Annotated in this window: 15 protein-coding genes; 7 read left to right on the top strand and 8 right to left on the bottom strand. The window is 70.3% G+C overall.

The features are described from left to right. Positions 1 to 37: 37 nt before the first annotated feature. Positions 38 to 739, bottom strand: a complete 702-nt coding sequence (locus tag J2126_RS11270; RefSeq protein ID WP_209486873.1) for a thioesterase domain-containing protein — start codon at positions 737 to 739, stop codon at positions 38 to 40. A 246-nt stretch (positions 740 to 985) separates the two neighbouring features. Between J2126_RS11270 and J2126_RS11275 the strand changes: the two genes are divergently transcribed. Beyond that, on the top strand, positions 986 to 1303 hold the full coding sequence (locus J2126_RS11275; RefSeq protein WP_209486875.1) for a hypothetical protein: 318 nt from the start codon (positions 986 to 988) through the stop codon (positions 1301 to 1303). A gap of 45 nt (positions 1304 to 1348) precedes the next feature. Here the strand turns inward: J2126_RS11275 and J2126_RS11280 are convergent, their stop codons facing one another. The 4 genes from J2126_RS11280 to J2126_RS11295 form a co-directional block, all read right to left on the bottom strand. Continuing rightward, on the bottom strand, positions 1349 to 2038 hold the full coding sequence (locus tag J2126_RS11280) for a LutC/YkgG family protein (protein WP_209486877.1): 690 nt from the start codon (positions 2036 to 2038) through the stop codon (positions 1349 to 1351). Beyond that, positions 2035 to 3492 (bottom strand): LutB/LldF family L-lactate oxidation iron-sulfur protein, encoded by a 1458-nt coding sequence (locus J2126_RS11285; protein ID WP_209486879.1) that lies wholly within the window; start codon positions 3490 to 3492, stop codon positions 2035 to 2037. The genes J2126_RS11280 and J2126_RS11285 overlap by 4 nt, the downstream gene beginning before the upstream one ends. Continuing rightward, on the bottom strand, positions 3489 to 4289 hold the full coding sequence (locus tag J2126_RS11290) for a (Fe-S)-binding protein (RefSeq protein ID WP_209486881.1): 801 nt from the start codon (positions 4287 to 4289) through the stop codon (positions 3489 to 3491). Before J2126_RS11290 ends, J2126_RS11285 begins: the two co-directional genes overlap by 4 nt. Before the next feature lie 119 nt (positions 4290 to 4408). Then, on the bottom strand, positions 4409 to 4960 hold the full coding sequence (locus tag J2126_RS11295; RefSeq protein WP_209486883.1) for a L,D-transpeptidase family protein: 552 nt from the start codon (positions 4958 to 4960) through the stop codon (positions 4409 to 4411). A gap of 110 nt (positions 4961 to 5070) precedes the next feature. Between J2126_RS11295 and J2126_RS11300 the strand changes: the two genes are divergently transcribed. Together J2126_RS11300 and J2126_RS11305 are read left to right on the top strand one after the other, a co-directional pair. Beyond that, entirely contained in the window at positions 5071 to 5757 is a 687-nt protein-coding gene (locus J2126_RS11300) for a response regulator transcription factor (protein WP_024281375.1), read from the top strand. Positions 5758 to 5804: 47 nt separating this feature from the next. After that, positions 5805 to 6284: a Crp/Fnr family transcriptional regulator gene (locus J2126_RS11305; RefSeq protein ID WP_209486885.1), complete on the top strand. Its 480-nt coding sequence runs from the start codon at positions 5805 to 5807 to the stop codon at positions 6282 to 6284. A 24-nt stretch (positions 6285 to 6308) separates the two neighbouring features. On the opposite strand, the gene J2126_RS11310 is transcribed toward J2126_RS11305, so the two are convergent. The 3 genes from J2126_RS11310 to J2126_RS11320 all read right to left on the bottom strand — a co-directional run bounded on the left by J2126_RS11310 (position 6309) and on the right by J2126_RS11320 (position 10460). Next, positions 6309 to 7508 (bottom strand): methyl-accepting chemotaxis protein, encoded by a 1200-nt coding sequence (locus J2126_RS11310; RefSeq protein ID WP_209486887.1) that lies wholly within the window; start codon positions 7506 to 7508, stop codon positions 6309 to 6311. Between the two features lie 199 nt (positions 7509 to 7707). Continuing rightward, positions 7708 to 8967, bottom strand: a complete 1260-nt coding sequence (gene chrA, locus J2126_RS11315) for a chromate efflux transporter (protein WP_209486889.1) — start codon at positions 8965 to 8967, stop codon at positions 7708 to 7710. 128 nt (positions 8968 to 9095) lie between these two features. Beyond that, the gene (locus tag J2126_RS11320) at positions 9096 to 10460 is read right to left on the bottom strand and encodes a dicarboxylate/amino acid:cation symporter (RefSeq protein ID WP_209486891.1); all 1365 of its coding nucleotides are present in this window, start codon (positions 10458 to 10460) and stop codon (positions 9096 to 9098) included. Between the two features lie 279 nt (positions 10461 to 10739). Here J2126_RS11320 and J2126_RS11325 point away from each other — a divergent pair, with 279 nt between their 5' ends. The 4 genes from J2126_RS11325 (at position 10740) to mch (ending at position 16221) form a co-directional block, all read left to right on the top strand. Next, positions 10740 to 12596 (top strand): sensor histidine kinase, encoded by a 1857-nt coding sequence (locus tag J2126_RS11325; RefSeq protein WP_245327277.1) that lies wholly within the window; start codon positions 10740 to 10742, stop codon positions 12594 to 12596. Then, positions 12593 to 13948 carry a sigma-54-dependent transcriptional regulator gene (locus J2126_RS11330; RefSeq protein ID WP_209486893.1) on the top strand — a complete coding sequence of 452 codons (1356 nt, stop codon included), beginning with the start codon at positions 12593 to 12595 and terminating at the stop codon, positions 13946 to 13948. The genes J2126_RS11325 and J2126_RS11330 overlap by 4 nt, the downstream gene beginning before the upstream one ends. Before the next feature lie 270 nt (positions 13949 to 14218). Beyond that, a complete protein-coding gene (locus tag J2126_RS11335; RefSeq protein ID WP_209486901.1) occupies positions 14219 to 15121 on the top strand; it encodes an NAD(P)-dependent methylenetetrahydromethanopterin dehydrogenase in 903 nt (300 codons plus the stop codon). Positions 15122 to 15210: 89 nt separating this feature from the next. After that, positions 15211 to 16221, top strand: a complete 1011-nt coding sequence (gene mch, locus J2126_RS11340; RefSeq protein ID WP_209486903.1) for a methenyltetrahydromethanopterin cyclohydrolase — start codon at positions 15211 to 15213, stop codon at positions 16219 to 16221. The last annotated feature ends 1 nt before the right edge of the window (position 16222 follow it).

The raw sequence follows: 16222 nt of genomic DNA on the forward strand, positions 1-16222 counted from the left end.
AGCCCGCCGCTGAACTCCTGGTCCGAAAATCCGGTCTTCAGCCCGGCGCGCCGGGCCTGGCCGCGGCCTGCGTGCCGGGGGAGGCGGTGGGCGCGGAGGGGGTGGCGGCGGGGTCCGCCGGCTTGGGCTTCGGCTTGGGCTTCGGCGCGGTGATGGAGCGCACCTGGGTGATCACCTCGTCGTGGAGGCGCGGCGACTTCTCGATGTTGAAGTGGTCGATGCCGCCGATGGAATTGAGGTTGCGGTTGACGATGTTGCCGCGGAAGCCCGCGCCGGCCGTCAGCCGCTTCCCGTAGCCGTTGTTGGACTGGTAGTAGTTGACGAAATAGCCGGAGGACGCGCCAACCTGCGTCACGCCCACCGGATCGAACGTCACCACCAGCTTGGGCGGGGTGCCCAGCGCGGTCAGGCGCTCGGCCATCTCCACCGCCGCGTCGGCGCCCAGCGAATGGCCGACGATGATGATGGGCGAATTGCCGGTGGCGCGGCTCTCGGCGGCGGCGGCATCGGCGAGCGAGGCCCACTGGCCGTATTCATGCACCGTCGCAGGGATGCCGCGGGCGTTCAGCTTCTTGGCGAGATCGTCCATCCCCAGCGAGAAGACGTTGGCGAGCCCCCTGAGAAGGTAGACGTGGCCGCGATTCTGCTGGGCCATCGCCGGCGGGGCGACGCAGAGGACGACGCAAAGGGCGGCGAACGCCGCGAACAGCGCCCGGACGAAGCGCAAGCCAACTTTCATTGTCTCACCGTTCCTGAAAAGTGACCGAGTACTGCCGACAAAACGTCGGCCGGGCAATACCGGATTGCTTATCCGGCACAGCGGGATGGCCGGGAAAGGCGTTTTTTCCCGCCCCGTGTCGCGCCTGCATCAACGTGCAAAATGCGAAAAAGTACAGCCACGCTTGATTTGGATCGGTTCATAGCTTCGCAGGAGTTGTATAAGATCGAGAGTGCGCTCCCTCAGGTCAGGATGAGGACGACACCTTTGACACCCGTTTTCGCCTTCGATGGGGGCAATCCGCGCGGGCCGCGCGGGTTCGCCTTCGTGCCTACCGTGCCCGCGCTGGCGAACGCGCGGCCGGAGCCCAGCACGCCCCACCCCTCCCCGGCGCGACCGCCGGACGCCGGCGCGCGACAGGACCGGCCGCCGGGCGGAATCCTGCTTCTCGCCCTGATGTCCGGCCTGTCGGGCGCGGTCATGGGCCTCCTGTTCGGCGGCTACCTCACCGTCGCGCTCACCCTGTTCCTCGCTTTGCCCCTCGGTGTCGGCATCGGCATCTGGGCGATGCGCTTCTCCGACTAGAGAACGATCCGATCTGCTTGCGATGCAATCAGATCGGCGCGTGCTCTAGGCCGCAGCCGGTCCGCCCACCAGCAGCACATGCAGGCTGCGCGGGCCGTGCGCACCAAGCAGCAGGGTCTGCTCGATGTCGGCGGAGCGCGACGGGCCGGTGATCCAGTTCACCGTGCGCGGCAGCACGCCGGCGCCGAAGCGGGCGCGAATGCGGTCCCACACCGTCTCGTAATCCCCCGCCACGTCAGCCGCGTCCACCACCACCAGATGATGATCGGGCAGGAGGTTCAGCGTGGACGGATTGTCCGGGCCGGACAGCATGACCAGCGAGCCGGATTCCGCGACGCCGGCGAAGGCGTGGGAGAGGCCGGCGAGCTGGCGCCCGTCCGAGGCACCGATCCAGACGTCGAGCGCCGGGGCGCGCTCCCATGGCAGAGCGGCGAGGCGCGCGTCGGCGCCGCGCAGGATGGTCATGGGCAGGTTGCGGGACCTCAGATAGGCGGCGATGGCCTCCGGCACCTCGGCCGTGGAGGGCAGATGATCGATGGTCGCCGCCGCGCCGATCACCATGTCGCGGAACAAGGCGAGGCGCCCGGCCTCCGGCAACTGCCCTCGCGCCGGAATGACACCTCGTGGATGAGAGGCGATCCGGTCGGCCACCGCCTGCCGACGCGGCGCCTCCTGCGACGTGACGCCGAGGGACGCCCGGATCGAGGCGAAGACGGTATCTCGGGAAGATGTCATCGGCCGGCTCCCTGCGTCCGCGCCGCGCGCCGCCCGGCCTGCCGGGCACGCCATTGGGCCTGGAAGGTTCCGCCCTGCGGCGCCGGGAAATCGCGGTGCTGCGTCCACCCGCCGGCGAGCGGCAGGGAGGCGAAGCGCCCCTTTGTGCGTCCCAACAGCGAGAGCGCGCCCATGGCGAGGCGCGTCGCCGGCCGGTAGAGCCAGCCGCGCCGGGCGAAGAAGCCCCACACGGAAAGGCCGAAGCGCTGGGTGGCCGGGGTCAGGTGGCGCTCGAATTCCTTCTCCCGCCAGTGCCGCATCAGCTTGGGCAGGGGGATGCGCATGGGGCACACCTCCTCGCAGCGGCCGCAGAAGGTGGAGGCATTGGGCAAATTGCGCCCCTTCTCGATGCCGATCAGCGCCGGGGTGAGCACCGAGCCGATGGGGCCGGGATAGACCCAGCCATACGCATGCCCGCCCACCGCGTGATAGACCGGGCAATGGTTCATGCAGGCGCCGCAGCGGATGCAGCGCAGCACCTCGCGCAATTGCCCGCCCAGCATGGCGGAGCGGCCATTGTCGAGGATCACCACGTGATATTCCCCCGGCCCGTCCGGATCGCCGGGGCGGCGGGGGCCGGTGGAGAAGGTGGTGTAGACGCTCATGTCCTGCCCGGTGGCCGAGCGGGCCAGCACGCGCAGGATCTGGCTCACGTCCTCCAGCGTCGGCACCAGCTTTTCCAGCGAGGCGAGCACGATATGCGCCTTGGGCAGGGTCTGGGTGAGGTCCCCATTGCCCTCGTTGGTGACGATGATGGACGTGCCCGTTTCCGCCACCAGGAAATTGGCGCCGGTGATGCCCACGTCCGCCGCGAGGAATTTCTGGCGCAGTTCGCCCCGCGCCTCGGCGAGCAGCGCGGTGGGCTCGGAGAGGTCGCGCTCCGGCGGCAGGTGGGCGTGGACGCGGCGGAAGTCGGCTTCCACCTGATCCTTGTTGAGGTGGATGGCCGGCGCGATGATGTGGGAGGGCGCCTCGCCGCGGATCTGGATGAGATATTCGCCGAGATCCGTCTCCACCGGCTGGATGCCAGCGGCGGCCAGATGGTCGTTGAGGCCGATCTCTTCCGAGATCATGCTCTTGCCCTTGGTCACGGTCTTCGCGCCGAGGCGCTTGCAGATGTCGGTGACGATGGCCCGCGCGTCCGCCGCATCCACAGCGAAATGCACATGGCCGCCGGCCTCCTTCGCCTTGGCCTCGAACCGCTCAAGATAAAGGTCGAGGTGTGCCAGCGTGTGGTTCTTGATGTCGCGCGCGGAATCCCTGAGCGCGTCGAACTCGGGCAGCTTCTCGGCCGCCACCGCGCGCTTGCCGATGAAGCCGGGACCGACCTTGGAGAGCGCGCCCTGCAGCGGAAGGTCCGCCAGAGCCGCCTTCGCATTGGCCTTGAAGCGGGGGGTGGTGATCTCGACGCTCATCGCTTCGCCCCCTTTTCAGCGGGTTCGCCGATGGCGGGTTCATCCCCCATGCCGGCGAGCACCTCGGCCACATGGAGCGCGCGCACCGGACGCCCCTCGCGCTGGAGCTTGCCGGCCATGTTCATGAGGCAGCCGAGATCGCCCGCCAGCAGCGTGCTGGCGCCGGTGGCGGCGATGTTGGCGGCCTTCTTCTCCACGATGGCGTTGGAGACGTCGGGATACTTCACGCAGAAGGTGCCGCCGAAGCCGCAGCAGGTGTCGGCGTCCTTCATCTCCTCCAGCTCAAGCCCCTCCACCGAGGCGAGGAGCCGGCGCGGCTGGTCCTTCACCCCCAGCTCGCGCAGGCCCGAGCAGCTGTCGTGATAGGTGACGGTGCCGGGATAGGTGGCATCCACCGCACTCACGCCGCGCACGTCCACGAGGAAGGACGTCAGCTCGAACACCTTGGCGCAGAAGCGCTCCACCCGCCCGGCCCAGTCCGGCTCGCCGGCGAACAGCTCGGGATAATGGGTCTTGATCATCCCGGCGCAGGAGCCGGAGGGGGCGACGACGTAATCAAAGGACTCGAACGCCGCGATCATCTGTTCCGCCAGCGCGCGGGTGGTGGCGCGGTCGCCGGAATTGAAGGCGGGCTGGCCACAGCAGGTCTGGGGCGGCACGTCCACCTCGCAGCCGGCGTCTTCCAGCAGCTTGGCGGCGGCGAAGCCCACCGAGGGGCGGATGGTATCCACGAGGCAGGTGGAGAACAGGCCCACCCGTGGAGGGCGCGCCGCATCGGGCGGAAAGTGCGCGGTCATGATGCCCCGTGCGTTGGATCGGGCGTGAAACGCCCGCCGCTGATTGGAACGGCTCTATAGCACTGCACCCCGGCACGGCGAAATGACGGGCGGGGCCGCAGGCCCGTGAGCGATCCCCCTCACCTGATATCGATGACCGCCCCCGGCCTGAGCCGCGCCAGCAGGCGCTTCATGTCTCCGCGCCTCAGCGCGACGCAGCCCTCTGTGGGCCTGAAGCCCGGCCGGGCGAGATGCACGAACACCGCCGAGCCGCGCCCGGCGATGCGGGGACGCTGGTTGTGATCGATCACCAGCACCAGATCGTAGAGCGCATCGTCGCGCCACATGGTCTCGTGGGACACGTTGCGCGCCCCGCCGAGCGGAAGCGTGACCGGGTGGTTGTAGCGCCGGTCCGCCCGGTCGTCGCACCAGCCGTCATCCGGGCGGATGGGGCGGGCGGCAAGGCGCGTCACCGGGCGCGGGCCGTGGTCGGGCCGGTAGAGCAACGCGAGGATTCGCCAGCGGCCGGCGGGGGTGCGCCCGTCGCCCTCGGCCTTGTCGAAGCCAATGCCGGAGCGCCCCAGCGCCACCGGAATATTGAGCCCGCCCGCCCGCAATATCCCCAGATGTCGCGTGCCGGGGCGGCGGCGGACGGCGATGCGGGAGATGCCCACAGGATTAGCCTGCTTCATAACTTAGTGTGATACCTCTCCACAGCCGTCCCCGGATGGAAATTTGCGCAGAGCCATGTCCATGCTCTACTTGCGCGATTCGCGCGTCCGCAAGGGCGCAGGAGGAATTGATGCCCAATGCGTGGAAAATCCTGGTGGTCGAGGACGACCCGGAGCTGCGCGATGCGCTGATCGAGCAGCTCGCGCTCCAGGACGAATTCGAACCCGTGGGCGCGGACACCGCCGGCGGCGCCGTCGAGCAGGCGAAGAACGGGGCCATCGACCTCGTCATCATGGACGTGGGCCTGCCCGACATGGACGGGCGCGACGCCGTGCGCCAGATGCGCCGCAACGGCTTCAAGGCGCCCATCCTGATGCTGACCGGCCACGACACCGACAGCGACACCATCATGGGGCTCGAGGCCGGCGCCAACGATTACATCGTGAAGCCGTTCCGCTTCGCGGTGCTGCTCGCCCGCCTGCGTGCCCAGATGCGCTCGCACGAAGCGAGCGAGGATGCGGTGTTCGCCATCGGTCCCTATTCCTTCCGGCCGGGGGCCAAGCTCCTCCTCACCGAGCGCGGCTCCAAGATCCGCCTCACCGAGAAGGAGACGGCCATCCTGCGCTATCTCTACCGCGCCGGGAAAAACCCGGTGCCGCGCGAGACGCTGCTGCAGGAGGTGTGGGGCTATAATTCCGGCGTCACCACGCATACTCTGGAAACCCACATCTACCGCCTGCGCCAGAAGATCGAGCCCGATCCCTCCAATCCCACCCTTCTTGCGACCCAGGCCGGGGGCTACAAGCTCGTGCCCTGACGGCCTGGCCTGACCATCATGCACAGCCATTTGAGGAAACGCCGTCCGTGAGCATCGACAGGGACATCGCGCTGCTCCGGGGGGTCGCCACCTTCGACCTGCTCAGCGACGGCGCCGTGCGCATGCTCGCCTCGGGTGCCGAGGAGGTGCGGCTCGCCGAAGGCGACGTGCTGTTCCGCGCCAAGGAGACCTCCAACGGCGCCTATGTGGTGGTGTCCGGCCGGCTGAAGATGATGGACGAGCGCATCCCCGACGCCCCGCGCCTGCTGAAGGAAGTCACCGCCGGCGCCCTCGTCGGCGAGACCGCCCTCATCATCGCCACCCCGCGCCCGGCCACCGCCGTGGCCGGCGAGGAGACGGTGCTGATCCGCCTGCCGCAGGAGGTGTTCACGCGCGTGCTGGAGCGCTATCCCGAGGTCACCGCCAAGTTCCGCCGCGCCATCGCCCGCCGGCTGGAAGGCACGCTGCGCGCCCTCGACGGCGTGCGGGTGAAGCTGGAAGAGCACCGCCAGCGCCGCCGGCGCTGAGCGATTGCCGCTGCGGCCTGCGCCTCACGCCGCAGCTGAGGCGCCGGGCCGGATGCGGGCGGCAAGGCGCGCCATCGCCGTGAGGGCTTCGGCGGAGAGGGCATCCATGGCCATGTAGGCGTCAATGGCACCGCCCATGTCGCCGCAGGCGGTGCCGGCGACGACCTGCTCGCCGCAGCCGGCGAGCTGCCGCCCAAGCCCCGCCAGCTGGGCCAGAACCGCCGGATCCTTCACATCCGCCGCGTGGATGCCGGCGAAGCCGCTGCCGAAGGGCGCGTTGCGCACCTGGAATGTCCGCGGATCGGCCCGCGTCACCCCGGCCAGGCACTCGGCGAGGCCGCGCTTCCACGCCATGTGGTCCGACTTCAGGCGACAGACCGCGGCGGCCGCGCCCGCCCCGGACGCGGCGCGGGAGATGAGGTCGCCGGCGATGGCGTCGGCACGGTCGAGAAGGCCGGCGGCGGTGGCGGAATCGGTCTCGTTCTGGTTGGCGAGCCGGGCGATCTCCCCCAGCCGGTCGGCGAGATCGCGCAGCGCCGCGCGCCGCTCGCCGAGCATCACGGCGATGCGGCCCACCCCGTCGGTGGAGGCGCTGACACGGGTCTCGATGCCGTCCATGTCGGTCATCACCGATTCGACGATGGCACGGCCATCCTCCACCCGCGTGGCGCCGGCGCCCATGGCCTCCATCATGTCCTTGACCACCTCCGACAAGGCCTGGAGCTGATCGCGGATGAGGTCGGTGGTGCGCGAGGCCTCCTCGGACAGGGCCTTCACCTCGGCCGCGACGACCGCGAACCCGCGCCCGGCCTCGCCCGCCCGCGCCGCCTCGATGGTTGCGTTCAGCGCGAGCAGCTTGGTCTGCCGCGAGATGGAGCCGATGGACGTGGCGAAGCCGCCGATGGAGCGCGTCGCGGCATTCAATTGGGCGAGCCGCGCCTCCAGCTCGCCGAAGGCTTCCGCGATGCCGGTCATCGCCTGCCCGGCGGTGCGCGTCTTGGCGGTGCCGGAGGTGACGAGCCGCAGGGCATCCCCGGCCGTCGTTCCCGCATCGGCGCCGAGCTGGGCGATGGTCTCGATGGTGGCGGAGATCTGCGCCACCGCGGAGGAAGCGGAGGTGGTCTCGCCGGCCAGCTTGCGCGCATTGCCGTTGGACCAGGCCATCAGGCACAGGATCTCGTTGAGACTGGCCGAAATGTCCACGGCCGGGCCGAGCGTGGCCACGTCGCCCTCAAGATCGCCTTGCGGGTTCGCGGATGATGGGGAAGGCGTCCGGGCCGTGCTGGATGTCGCCATGGGTGACTTGCTTCCTCCGGGTGCCCACTTGTGGAGGCGCGCAGGCGCTCCACCGCTCGTGTCGAGCGAGCGGGGACTTTTTCCCAGGATGGCCGCCGAGGCTTGCGCGAGCCTTTGGGCAAAAGCTCTAGTAGAGCCCCGCCAGGAACGGGCCGAGCACGGCCAGCACCACCACCACGACCAGCGGCGGCACCTTCCACACGGTGAGCAGCAGGAAGCCGGTGACGGCGGCGGCGAAATCCAGCGGCCGCAGCACGGCGCCGGTGAAGACCGGGGTGTAGAGCGCGGCGCCGAGGATGCCCACCACCGCCGCATTGGCACCCCGCATGGCGGCCTGCGCCAGCGGCAGCCCGCGCAGCGTGCTCCAGAAGGGCAGCGTGCCCGTCACCAGAAGCAGGCCGGGCAGGAACACCGCCACCAGCGCCACCGCCGCGCCCGTCACCCCGCCGGCGGGCGGGGCCATCACCGCGCCGAGCCAGGCGGCGAAGGTGAAGAGCGGGCCGGGCACCGCCTGGGCAAGGCCATAGCCGGCGAGGAACTGGCCGGGCAGCACCCAGCCGGTGGTGACGACCTCCGCCTGCAGCAGCGGCAGCACCACATGGCCGCCGCCGAACACCAGCGCGCCGGAGCGGTAGAAGGACTCGAACACGCCGATATAGGGCGATGCGGCCTTGAAGACCGGCGGCAGCACCAGCAGCACGGCGAAGGCCGCGAGCAGGATGGCGCCCGTGCGCCGCTTGAGCGGCACCGGCAGATGGCCGGGGGCGGGCGTCGCGGCTGGGCTCCCGGCCTGCGCGCCCGCGTCCCGGCACAGGAACAGCCCGGCGATGGCGCCCATGGCGATGGCCGCCACCTGTCCGAAGCTGCCCGCCGCCAGCGTGACCATGACGATGGCGCCGAGCGCGATGCCGGCGCGCTCCTGGTCCGGGGTCAGCGTCCGCGCCATGCCCCACACCGCCTGCGCCACCACGGCCACGGCGACGAGCTTGAGCCCGTGCAGGACGCCGCCGATGACGCCGCCGGTGAGGGCGTTGATTCCCGTGTAGGAGGAGAGCAGCGCGAGGGCGGCGAGCAGGAGCGCCGAGGGCAGCGTGAAGCCGGCCCAGGCCGCGAGCCCGCCGAGGAAGCCGCCGCCCCGGATGATGCCGAGGGCGAAGCCGACCTGGCTGGAGGCCGGGCCGGGCAGGAACTGACAGAGCGCCACAAGGTCGGCATAGCCGGCGTCGTCGATCCAGCGGCGGCGCTCCACCAGCTCGGCGCGGAAATAGCCGAGATGGGCGATGGGCCCGCCGAAGGAGATGAGCCCGAGCTTCAGGAAGGCGCGGAACACCTCGCCGGGAGAGCCCACCGAACGGCCTTCCGGCGTCTCGACCGCTTCATCTGCCATGGTCAGCTCCCGCTCCAGAGGGTCTGGATGTCATCGCCGCCTTGGCCGGTCAAGCGCGGCGCGGCAAACAAAAAAGCCCGCCTCCGTGGAGGCGGGCAGCTGGGGAGGACTGATGTCGCGCGGTGACCTCAGGCCACGGCCTTCACGCCGGGAGCGGTGGAGATGAGGCCATCGTCGAACTCGTCTTCCAGCGAGATCGGCTCGCCATCGAGCACGCGCAGCAGCTTCGCGCGGTCCAGTTCGCCTTCCCAGCGGGCGACGACGATGGTGGCCACCGCATTGCCGACGAAGTTGGTGAGCGCGCGGCACTCGGACATGAAGCGGTCGATGCCGAGGATCAGCGCGAGGCCCGCCACCGGAACCGAGGGCACCACCGAGAGCGTCGCGGCCAGCGTGATGAAGCCGGCGCCGGTGATGCCCGCCGCGCCCTTGGAGGAGAGCATGGCCACCAGCAGCAGCAGGACCTGCTCCTCAAGCGACAGATGGATGCCGGTGGCCTGGGCGATGAAGAGCGCCGCCAGCGTCATGTAGATGTTGGTGCCGTCGAGGTTGAACGAATAGCCCGTGGGGATCACGAGGCCGACCACCGACTTGGCGCAGCCGGCGCGCTCCATCTTCAGCATCAGGCCGGGCAGGGCCGCTTCCGAGGAGGAGGTGCCGAGCACGAGGAGCAGTTCCTCGCGGATGTAGCGCAGCAGCTTCCACAGCGAGAAGCCGTTGTAGCGCGCCACGAGGCCGAGCACGATGAACACGAACAGCGCGGCCGTGAGATAGAAGGTGGCGATCAGGAAGGCGAGGTTCTTCACCGAGCCGATGCCGTACTTGCCGATGGTGAAGGCCATGGCGCCGAACGCGCCGATGGGCGCCGCCTTCATCACGATGGCCACCAGCCGGAACATGGCGTGCGAGGCCGCGGTGAGCACCTTGAGCACCGGGGTGCCGAGATCGCCCACGCCGCCGAGCGCAATGCCGAACAGCACGGCGAAGAACAGCACCTGCAGGATGTCGCCATTGGCCATGGCGGACACCGGCGTCGCCGGGATGATGTCCATCAGGAAGTTGATGATGGAGGCGTCATGCGCCTTCGCCGCGTAGGTGGCGACGGCCTTGGGGTCGAGGGTCTTGGGATCGATGTTGAGCCCGGCGCCCGGCTGCACCACGTTCGCCACGATGAGGCCGATGATGAGGGCCAGCGTGGAGAAGGTGAGGAAGTAGATCATGGCCTTGCCGGCCACGCGGCCGACCTTGCCCATGTCCCGCATGCCGGCGATGCCGGTGACGACGGTGAGGAAGATGACCGGGGCGATGACCATCTTCACCAGCTTGATGAAGGCATCGCCCAGCGGCTTCAGGCTGGCGCCGAAATCCGGATAGAAATGGCCGAGCAGCGAGCCGGCGATGATCGCCACGATCACCTGGAAATAGAGGTGGTGGTAGAACTTGCGGGCATGATGGGGCTTGGACGCGTGATGCGCCGGTATCGCATGGGCCATCTTGGACCTTCCTCCGCCGGGCCATTGGTGCCTCTTTCGGCCGAACCGGCCAGGGCACTTCAGGATCGGGTGCTTCGTTAAGGGACGGCGCAGCGCGCCTCGACGTCTCCCCCTGCGCAAGGCGCATGCCAGTTCCGAGTCGCACGCGGGGCAGTCGCAACAGGCTGATTTGGCGGCATTTTTTATCCACGCCCGGAAAGGCCTCTCGACTCGGCGTGCGGTCAGGCGCACATTGCCCGGCAGACCTGTGCGGAAATCCGCACATCCGGAGACCCCCGCTTGGCCGATTCGGACGTCCCATCGCGGGCCGAACCACCGTCGCGCCGGCGCCTGCTGACGGTGGGCGGCGCGGCGCTGGCCGCGCTCGCGCTCATGGTCGCGCTGGACAGGGGGGCGGACTATGCGGCGCGGCGCTGGGCGGTCGCGCAGGTGGCCGCTGCCGCCGAGACCGCCGCCGCGCTGCGCGTCGCGGTACTGCGCAGCGAGATCGACAAGCAGCGGTCCCTGCCGGTGGTGCTGGCGCAGGATCCGGACGTGCGCGGCGCATTGGAGGCACCGGCTCCGGCCCGCCTCGACGCCCTCGACCGGCGGCTCGAGGCGCTGGCGCAGGAGGCGCGCACCGGCGTCATCTACCTGATCGACGCCGAGGGCCACACGATCGCGGCGAGCAACTACCGCACCCCGGAGAGCTTCCTCGGCTCGGACTACGCCTTCCGCCCCTACTTCCGCGTCGCCCTCGCGACGGGGCAGGCCGAGCATTTCGCCTTCGGCACGGTGAGCCGCAAGCCCGGCCTTTATCTCGCGCAGCGGGTGGAGGCGCAGGGCCGGGCGCTCGGCGTGCTGGTGCTGAAGGCCGAGTTCGACGCGCTGGAGGCGGAATGGCGGCGCTTCGCCGAGCCCACCTTCGTCACCGACGAGCGGCACATCGTGCTGATCGCGTCCGAGCCGGATTTCCGCTTCCGCACCACCGTGGTGCTCGATCCGGTGGAGCGGGACGCCATCCGCGAAAGCCTCCAGTTCGGTGATTCGCCGCTGACGCGGCTCGATCTCGGCCCCTCGCCGGAGGAAGGCGGCGTGCTGCGCCTGCGCCTGCCCGGCCGCGGCACGGCGCAGGATTTCGTCGCGGTGGACATGCCCGTGCCCTCTACCTCATGGACGCTCACCGTGCTCGCCCCCACCGCCGCCACCACGCGCCTCGCCACCACGGCGGCGCGCGCCTCGGCGGCGCTCGCCGGCGTCGTCGGGCTCGGCTCGGCCGGGGTGTGGTGGACCCGCCGCCGCCGCCGCGTACGGGCATTGGCGCGGGAGGCCGAGGCCCGCCGCGCGCTGGAGGAGCGCGTCGCCGAGCGCACGGCGGAGCTTTCCGCCGCCAATGCGCAGCTGGTGACGGAAATGGAGGAGCGCCGCCGCGCCCGCCTCGCCTTCGATGCGTTGCAGGATGAGCTGGTGCAGGCCTCCAAGCTCGCCGTGCTGGGCCAGATCGCCGCCGGGGTCGCCCATGAGGTGAACCAGCCGGTGGCGGCCATCCGCACATTTGCGGAGAACTCCCGCGTCTTCCTCGACCGCGGCGAGCCCGCCGCCGCCGCCGCCAATCTCGACACCATCGCCGCGCTCACCGAGCGCATCGGCGCCATCACCGGCGAATTGCGCGCCTTCGCCCGCAAGTCCGCCGCGCGCATCGAGCCGGTGGCGCTCGCCCCGGTCATCGACGGGGCGCTGCTGCTCATGCGCTACCGCCTGTTGCAGACCGACATCGCCCTCGTGCTCGATATCGATCGCCCGGACGTGGCGGTGACCGGCGACCGCATGCGGCTGGAGCAGGTGCTGGTGAACCTCATCCAGAATGCGGCCGAGGCCATCGGCACACGGCGCGATGGGGAAATCCGCATCCGGGTCGAGACACGGCCGGACACGGTGGTGGTCACCGTCGCCGACAATGGTCCGGGCCTGCCGGAAGAGATGCTGGGGGCGCTCTTCCTGCCCTTCAACACCACCAAGCCGCAGGGGCTGGGACTGGGCCTCGTCATCTCCAAGGACATCATCGCCGAGTGCGGCGGCACGCTCCGGGTGGAGAACGACGGCGGCGCCGTCTTCACCATCACCCTGCCCCGCGCGGTTGGAGCCGCCCTCCCATGACCGATAATCCCGTGGACGTGGCCTTCATCGACGACGATCCGGCCCTGCGCGCGGCCAACGTGCAGGCGCTGATGCTGGCCGGCCTTACCGTCGCCGGCTACGGCTCGGCGCTGGAGGCGCTGGAGGTGATCGACGCGGACTTTCCCGGCGTCGTCGTCACCGACATCCGCATGCCGCGCATCGACGGGCTGGAGCTGTTCCGCCGGCTGAAGGTCCGCGACGCCGACCTGCCGGTGATCCTCATCACCGGCCACGGCGACATCGCCATGGCGGTGGATGCCATGCGCGAGGGCGCCTACGACTTCCTCGCCAAGCCCTATGCCTCCGAGCGGCTGGTCGCCAGCATCCGCCACGCCCTCGACCGCCGTCGGCTGGTGCTGGAAAACCGCGAGCTGAAGCGCGCCGTCGCCACTGCGCAGGACGACCTGCCGCTGCTCGGCACCAGCGCGGTGATGGCGCGCCTGCGCCAGATGCTGCGCCAGATCGCCGACGCCGACGTGGACGTGCTGGTGGAGGGGGAGACCGGCTCCGGCAAGGAGGTGGTGGCGACCGCCCTCCACCGCTGGAGCCGCCGCGCGACGCGCCCGCTGGTGGCGGTGAATTGCGGCGCCCTGCCGGAGACGGTGATCGAGAGCGAATTGTTCGGCTACGAGGCCGGCGCCTTCACCGGGGCGCTGAAGAAACGGGTGGGGCGCATCGAGCATGCCCACGGCGGCACGCTCTTCCTCGACGAGATCGAGGCCATGTCGCCGGCCCTCCAGGTGAAGCTGCTGCGCGTGCTGGAAGCGCGCGAGATCGCCCCGCTCGGCACCAACGAGACGCGGCGGGTGGATATCCGCGTCGTCGCCGCCTCGAAGGTGGACCTGCCGGCGCTGGTCAAGCAGGGCAGCTTCCGCGAGGATCTCTATTACCGCCTGCACGTCGCCGCCGTGCGCATTCCGGCCCTGCGCGAGCGGCGGGGCGACGTGCCCCTGCTGTTCGGCCATTTCCTCGCCCGCGCCGCCGAGCGCTTCAACCGCCCCCCGCCGGAGCTGGACGCCGGCGTGCTCCGGCACCTCGCCGGGCACGACTGGCCGGGCAATGTGCGCGAGCTGGTGCATTATGCCGAGCGGGTGGCGCTGGGGCTGGTGGAGCCCGAGCCCGCCGCCGCTCCGGCCGAAACCGTCGGCGGGACAGGCACCCTGCCGGAGCGCGTCGACGCCTTCGAGGCGCAGGAAATCCGCGCCGCGCTGGAGGCCAGCAAGGGCGACGTGCAGGCCACCGTCGCCGCCCTCGGCATCCCCCGCAAGACCTTCTACGACAAGCTCCGCCGCCACGGCATCGACCAGACGGCCTATCGGGGCGGGCGATAGGCGCGTCCTGCGGCGGCAGGTCCTTGCCGACCCCACCGCAGCGCAGCGATGCCCAAGCCGCCGTCGCAGGCCCGCTCGCGCGCAAGCCCTCCCGCACCGCAGCAACGATTCCTGCCGGGCGCCAAACGGCAGGGCTTGCGCCGGCCCTGCGTATGATTAAACAATCCCTCCATTGACTTGCGTGCGGGGAAACAACCGCGGCGCTCCTCGGCTTCCAAAGCTCAGGAGCGAAGCCACCCGCTTATGTTTCCCTTGGCACGGAGCTGACCCATGGCGGATTCCGCCTCTATTCCCCCCATCCTCCACATCATCACGCCGCTCGCGCATGTGAGCCCGTTCGACGTGAACATGGCCGCCGACGCCGGCTACCTCACCATCGCGCAATATTCGCGGGTGAAGCTGGAGGAAGTCCGCGACCTGACGCAGGACATGATGTTCTCCCGCGCCCCGCAGGCGGCGCCGCGCACCGGCCTGTTCATCGGCGGCAAGGATGCCGCGCTCGCCTTCGACATGGCGGACGCCGCGAAGGCCTCCATCTTCCCGCCCTTCGAGATTTCCATCTTCCCCGATCCGGCCGGCTCCTTCACCACGGCGGCCGCCATGATCGCCAAGGTGGAGCAGGCGCTGGTGAAGGTCCGCCCCGACGGATTGAAGGGCGCCAAGGTGCAGATCTACGGCGCCACCGGCGTGGTGGGCTCGGTGGCCGCCGTGATCGCCGCGAGCGCCGGGGCGGACGTGACCCTCGTCAGCCATCGCGAGGTCGCGGCGGTGGAGGAGAAGGCGCGGGACATCAAGACCCGCTTCGGCCTCGACGTCGCCTGCACCGCCGCCGTGACCGATGCGGACAAGGCGGCGCTGGTGCCCTCCGCCGAGGTCATCCTCGCCACCGGCAAGGCGGGCGTGGAAATCCTCAACGCCGCGCACCTCGAAGCCGCGAAGAACCTCATCGTGGCGGCGGATGTGAACGCCGTGCCCCCCGCCGGCATCGCCGGCATCGGCGCCCATGATGCGGCGGCTCAGTTGCCCCACGGCATCGGGATCGGCGCCCTCGCCATCGGCAATCTCAAATACGCGGTCCAGCACACCCTGCTGAAGCGCATGTGCGAGACCACCACCCCGCTCTTCATCGACCTTCCGGTGGTGTTCGAGCTGGCGAGAACCCTGGACGCCTGAACCATGCGCACGATCACGTCTTCTCCCCGCCGGCTCCGCGCCCGCCGCGCGGGGACGGCCGGCGTTTGCCGCGCACAGGAGGTGCGGGCATGACCTCACCCAAGACCGCTCCATCTCACCCCCTCGCCACCGACCCGGCCCCGCTGCCCGGCGGCATCAGCCTCGCCCGCCAGGTCGCGCCCCTCGTGGAGGCACTGGTGACGGAGGCGACGCTGCTGCGCCTCGCCGTCTCCACCGGCCCGCTGGGTTGTCGCATCGTCGATGCCGGCATCTCGGTGCCCGGCTCGCTGGAGGCCGGGCGGCGCATCGCCGAGATCTGCCTCGGCGGCCTCGGCAAGGTGGCGCTCGTGCCCGGCGGGCGCTTCTCGCCCTTCGACACTCTGGTGAGCGTTTCCACCACCGATCCCGTCACCGCGTGCCTTGCCAGCCAGTATGCCGGCTGGAGCCTGTCCCACGGGGATTTCTTCGCGCTGGGCTCCGGTCCCGGCCGGGCCATGGCGGCGGTGGAGCCGCTGTTCGCGGAACTCGGCTGCCGGGACCGGGGCGATCACGTCGCCCTCGTGCTGGAGACGGGCGTCGCCCCGCCCGCCGAGGTGGTGGAGGAGGTGGCGAGCCGCTGCGGCGTCACGCCGGAGGCCGTCACCTTCATCCTCACCCCCACCTCGTCGCTCGCCGGCACGGTGCAGATCGTCGCCCGCGTGCTGGAAGTGGCGCTGCACAAGGCGCACGCGCTGCACTTCCCGCTGGAGCACATCGTGGATGGCATCGGCTCCGCCCCGGTGGCGCCGCCCTCGCCGGACTTCCTCACCGCCATGGGGCGCACCAACGACGCGGTGCTCTATGGCGGCGACGTGCAGCTCTTCGTGCGCGGGTCGTCCGAGGCCGCGCAGGATCTGGCGAAGCGCCTGCCATCGCTGGCCTCGCGCGACTATGGCCGGCCCTTCGCCGAGATCTTCGCGGGCTATGACTGCGACTTCTACAAGGTGGACCCGCTGCTGTTCTCCCCCGCCCGCGTCACCGTGACGGCCATGGAGCAGGGCACAAGCTTCACCGCCGGCGGCTTCGACGCCAACCTCATCGCCCGCTCCTTCGGGGTGTGAG

Source organism: Xanthobacter flavus, from assembly GCF_017875275.1.
GTDB classification, from domain to species: domain Bacteria; phylum Pseudomonadota; class Alphaproteobacteria; order Rhizobiales; family Xanthobacteraceae; genus Xanthobacter; species Xanthobacter flavus_A.

Coding starts and splice junctions, on each gene's coding strand:
- J2126_RS11300 (WP_024281375.1), top strand. CDS start 5,071: ATGCCCAATGCGTGGAAAATCCTGGTGGTCGAGGACGACCCGGAGCTG.
- J2126_RS11285 (WP_209486879.1), bottom strand. CDS start 3,492: ATGAGCGTCGAGATCACCACCCCCCGCTTCAAGGCCAATGCGAAGGCG.
- J2126_RS11280 (WP_209486877.1), bottom strand. CDS start 2,038: ATGACATCTTCCCGAGATACCGTCTTCGCCTCGATCCGGGCGTCCCTC.
- mch (WP_209486903.1), top strand. CDS start 15,211: ATGACCTCACCCAAGACCGCTCCATCTCACCCCCTCGCCACCGACCCG.
- J2126_RS11320 (WP_209486891.1), bottom strand. CDS start 10,460: ATGGCCCATGCGATACCGGCGCATCACGCGTCCAAGCCCCATCATGCC.
- J2126_RS11330 (WP_209486893.1), top strand. CDS start 12,593: ATGACCGATAATCCCGTGGACGTGGCCTTCATCGACGACGATCCGGCC.
- J2126_RS11295 (WP_209486883.1), bottom strand. CDS start 4,960: ATGAAGCAGGCTAATCCTGTGGGCATCTCCCGCATCGCCGTCCGCCGC.
- J2126_RS11270 (WP_209486873.1), bottom strand. CDS start 739: ATGAAAGTTGGCTTGCGCTTCGTCCGGGCGCTGTTCGCGGCGTTCGCC.
- J2126_RS11335 (WP_209486901.1), top strand. CDS start 14,219: ATGGCGGATTCCGCCTCTATTCCCCCCATCCTCCACATCATCACGCCG.
- J2126_RS11290 (WP_209486881.1), bottom strand. CDS start 4,289: ATGACCGCGCACTTTCCGCCCGATGCGGCGCGCCCTCCACGGGTGGGC.
- chrA (WP_209486889.1), bottom strand. CDS start 8,967: ATGGCAGATGAAGCGGTCGAGACGCCGGAAGGCCGTTCGGTGGGCTCT.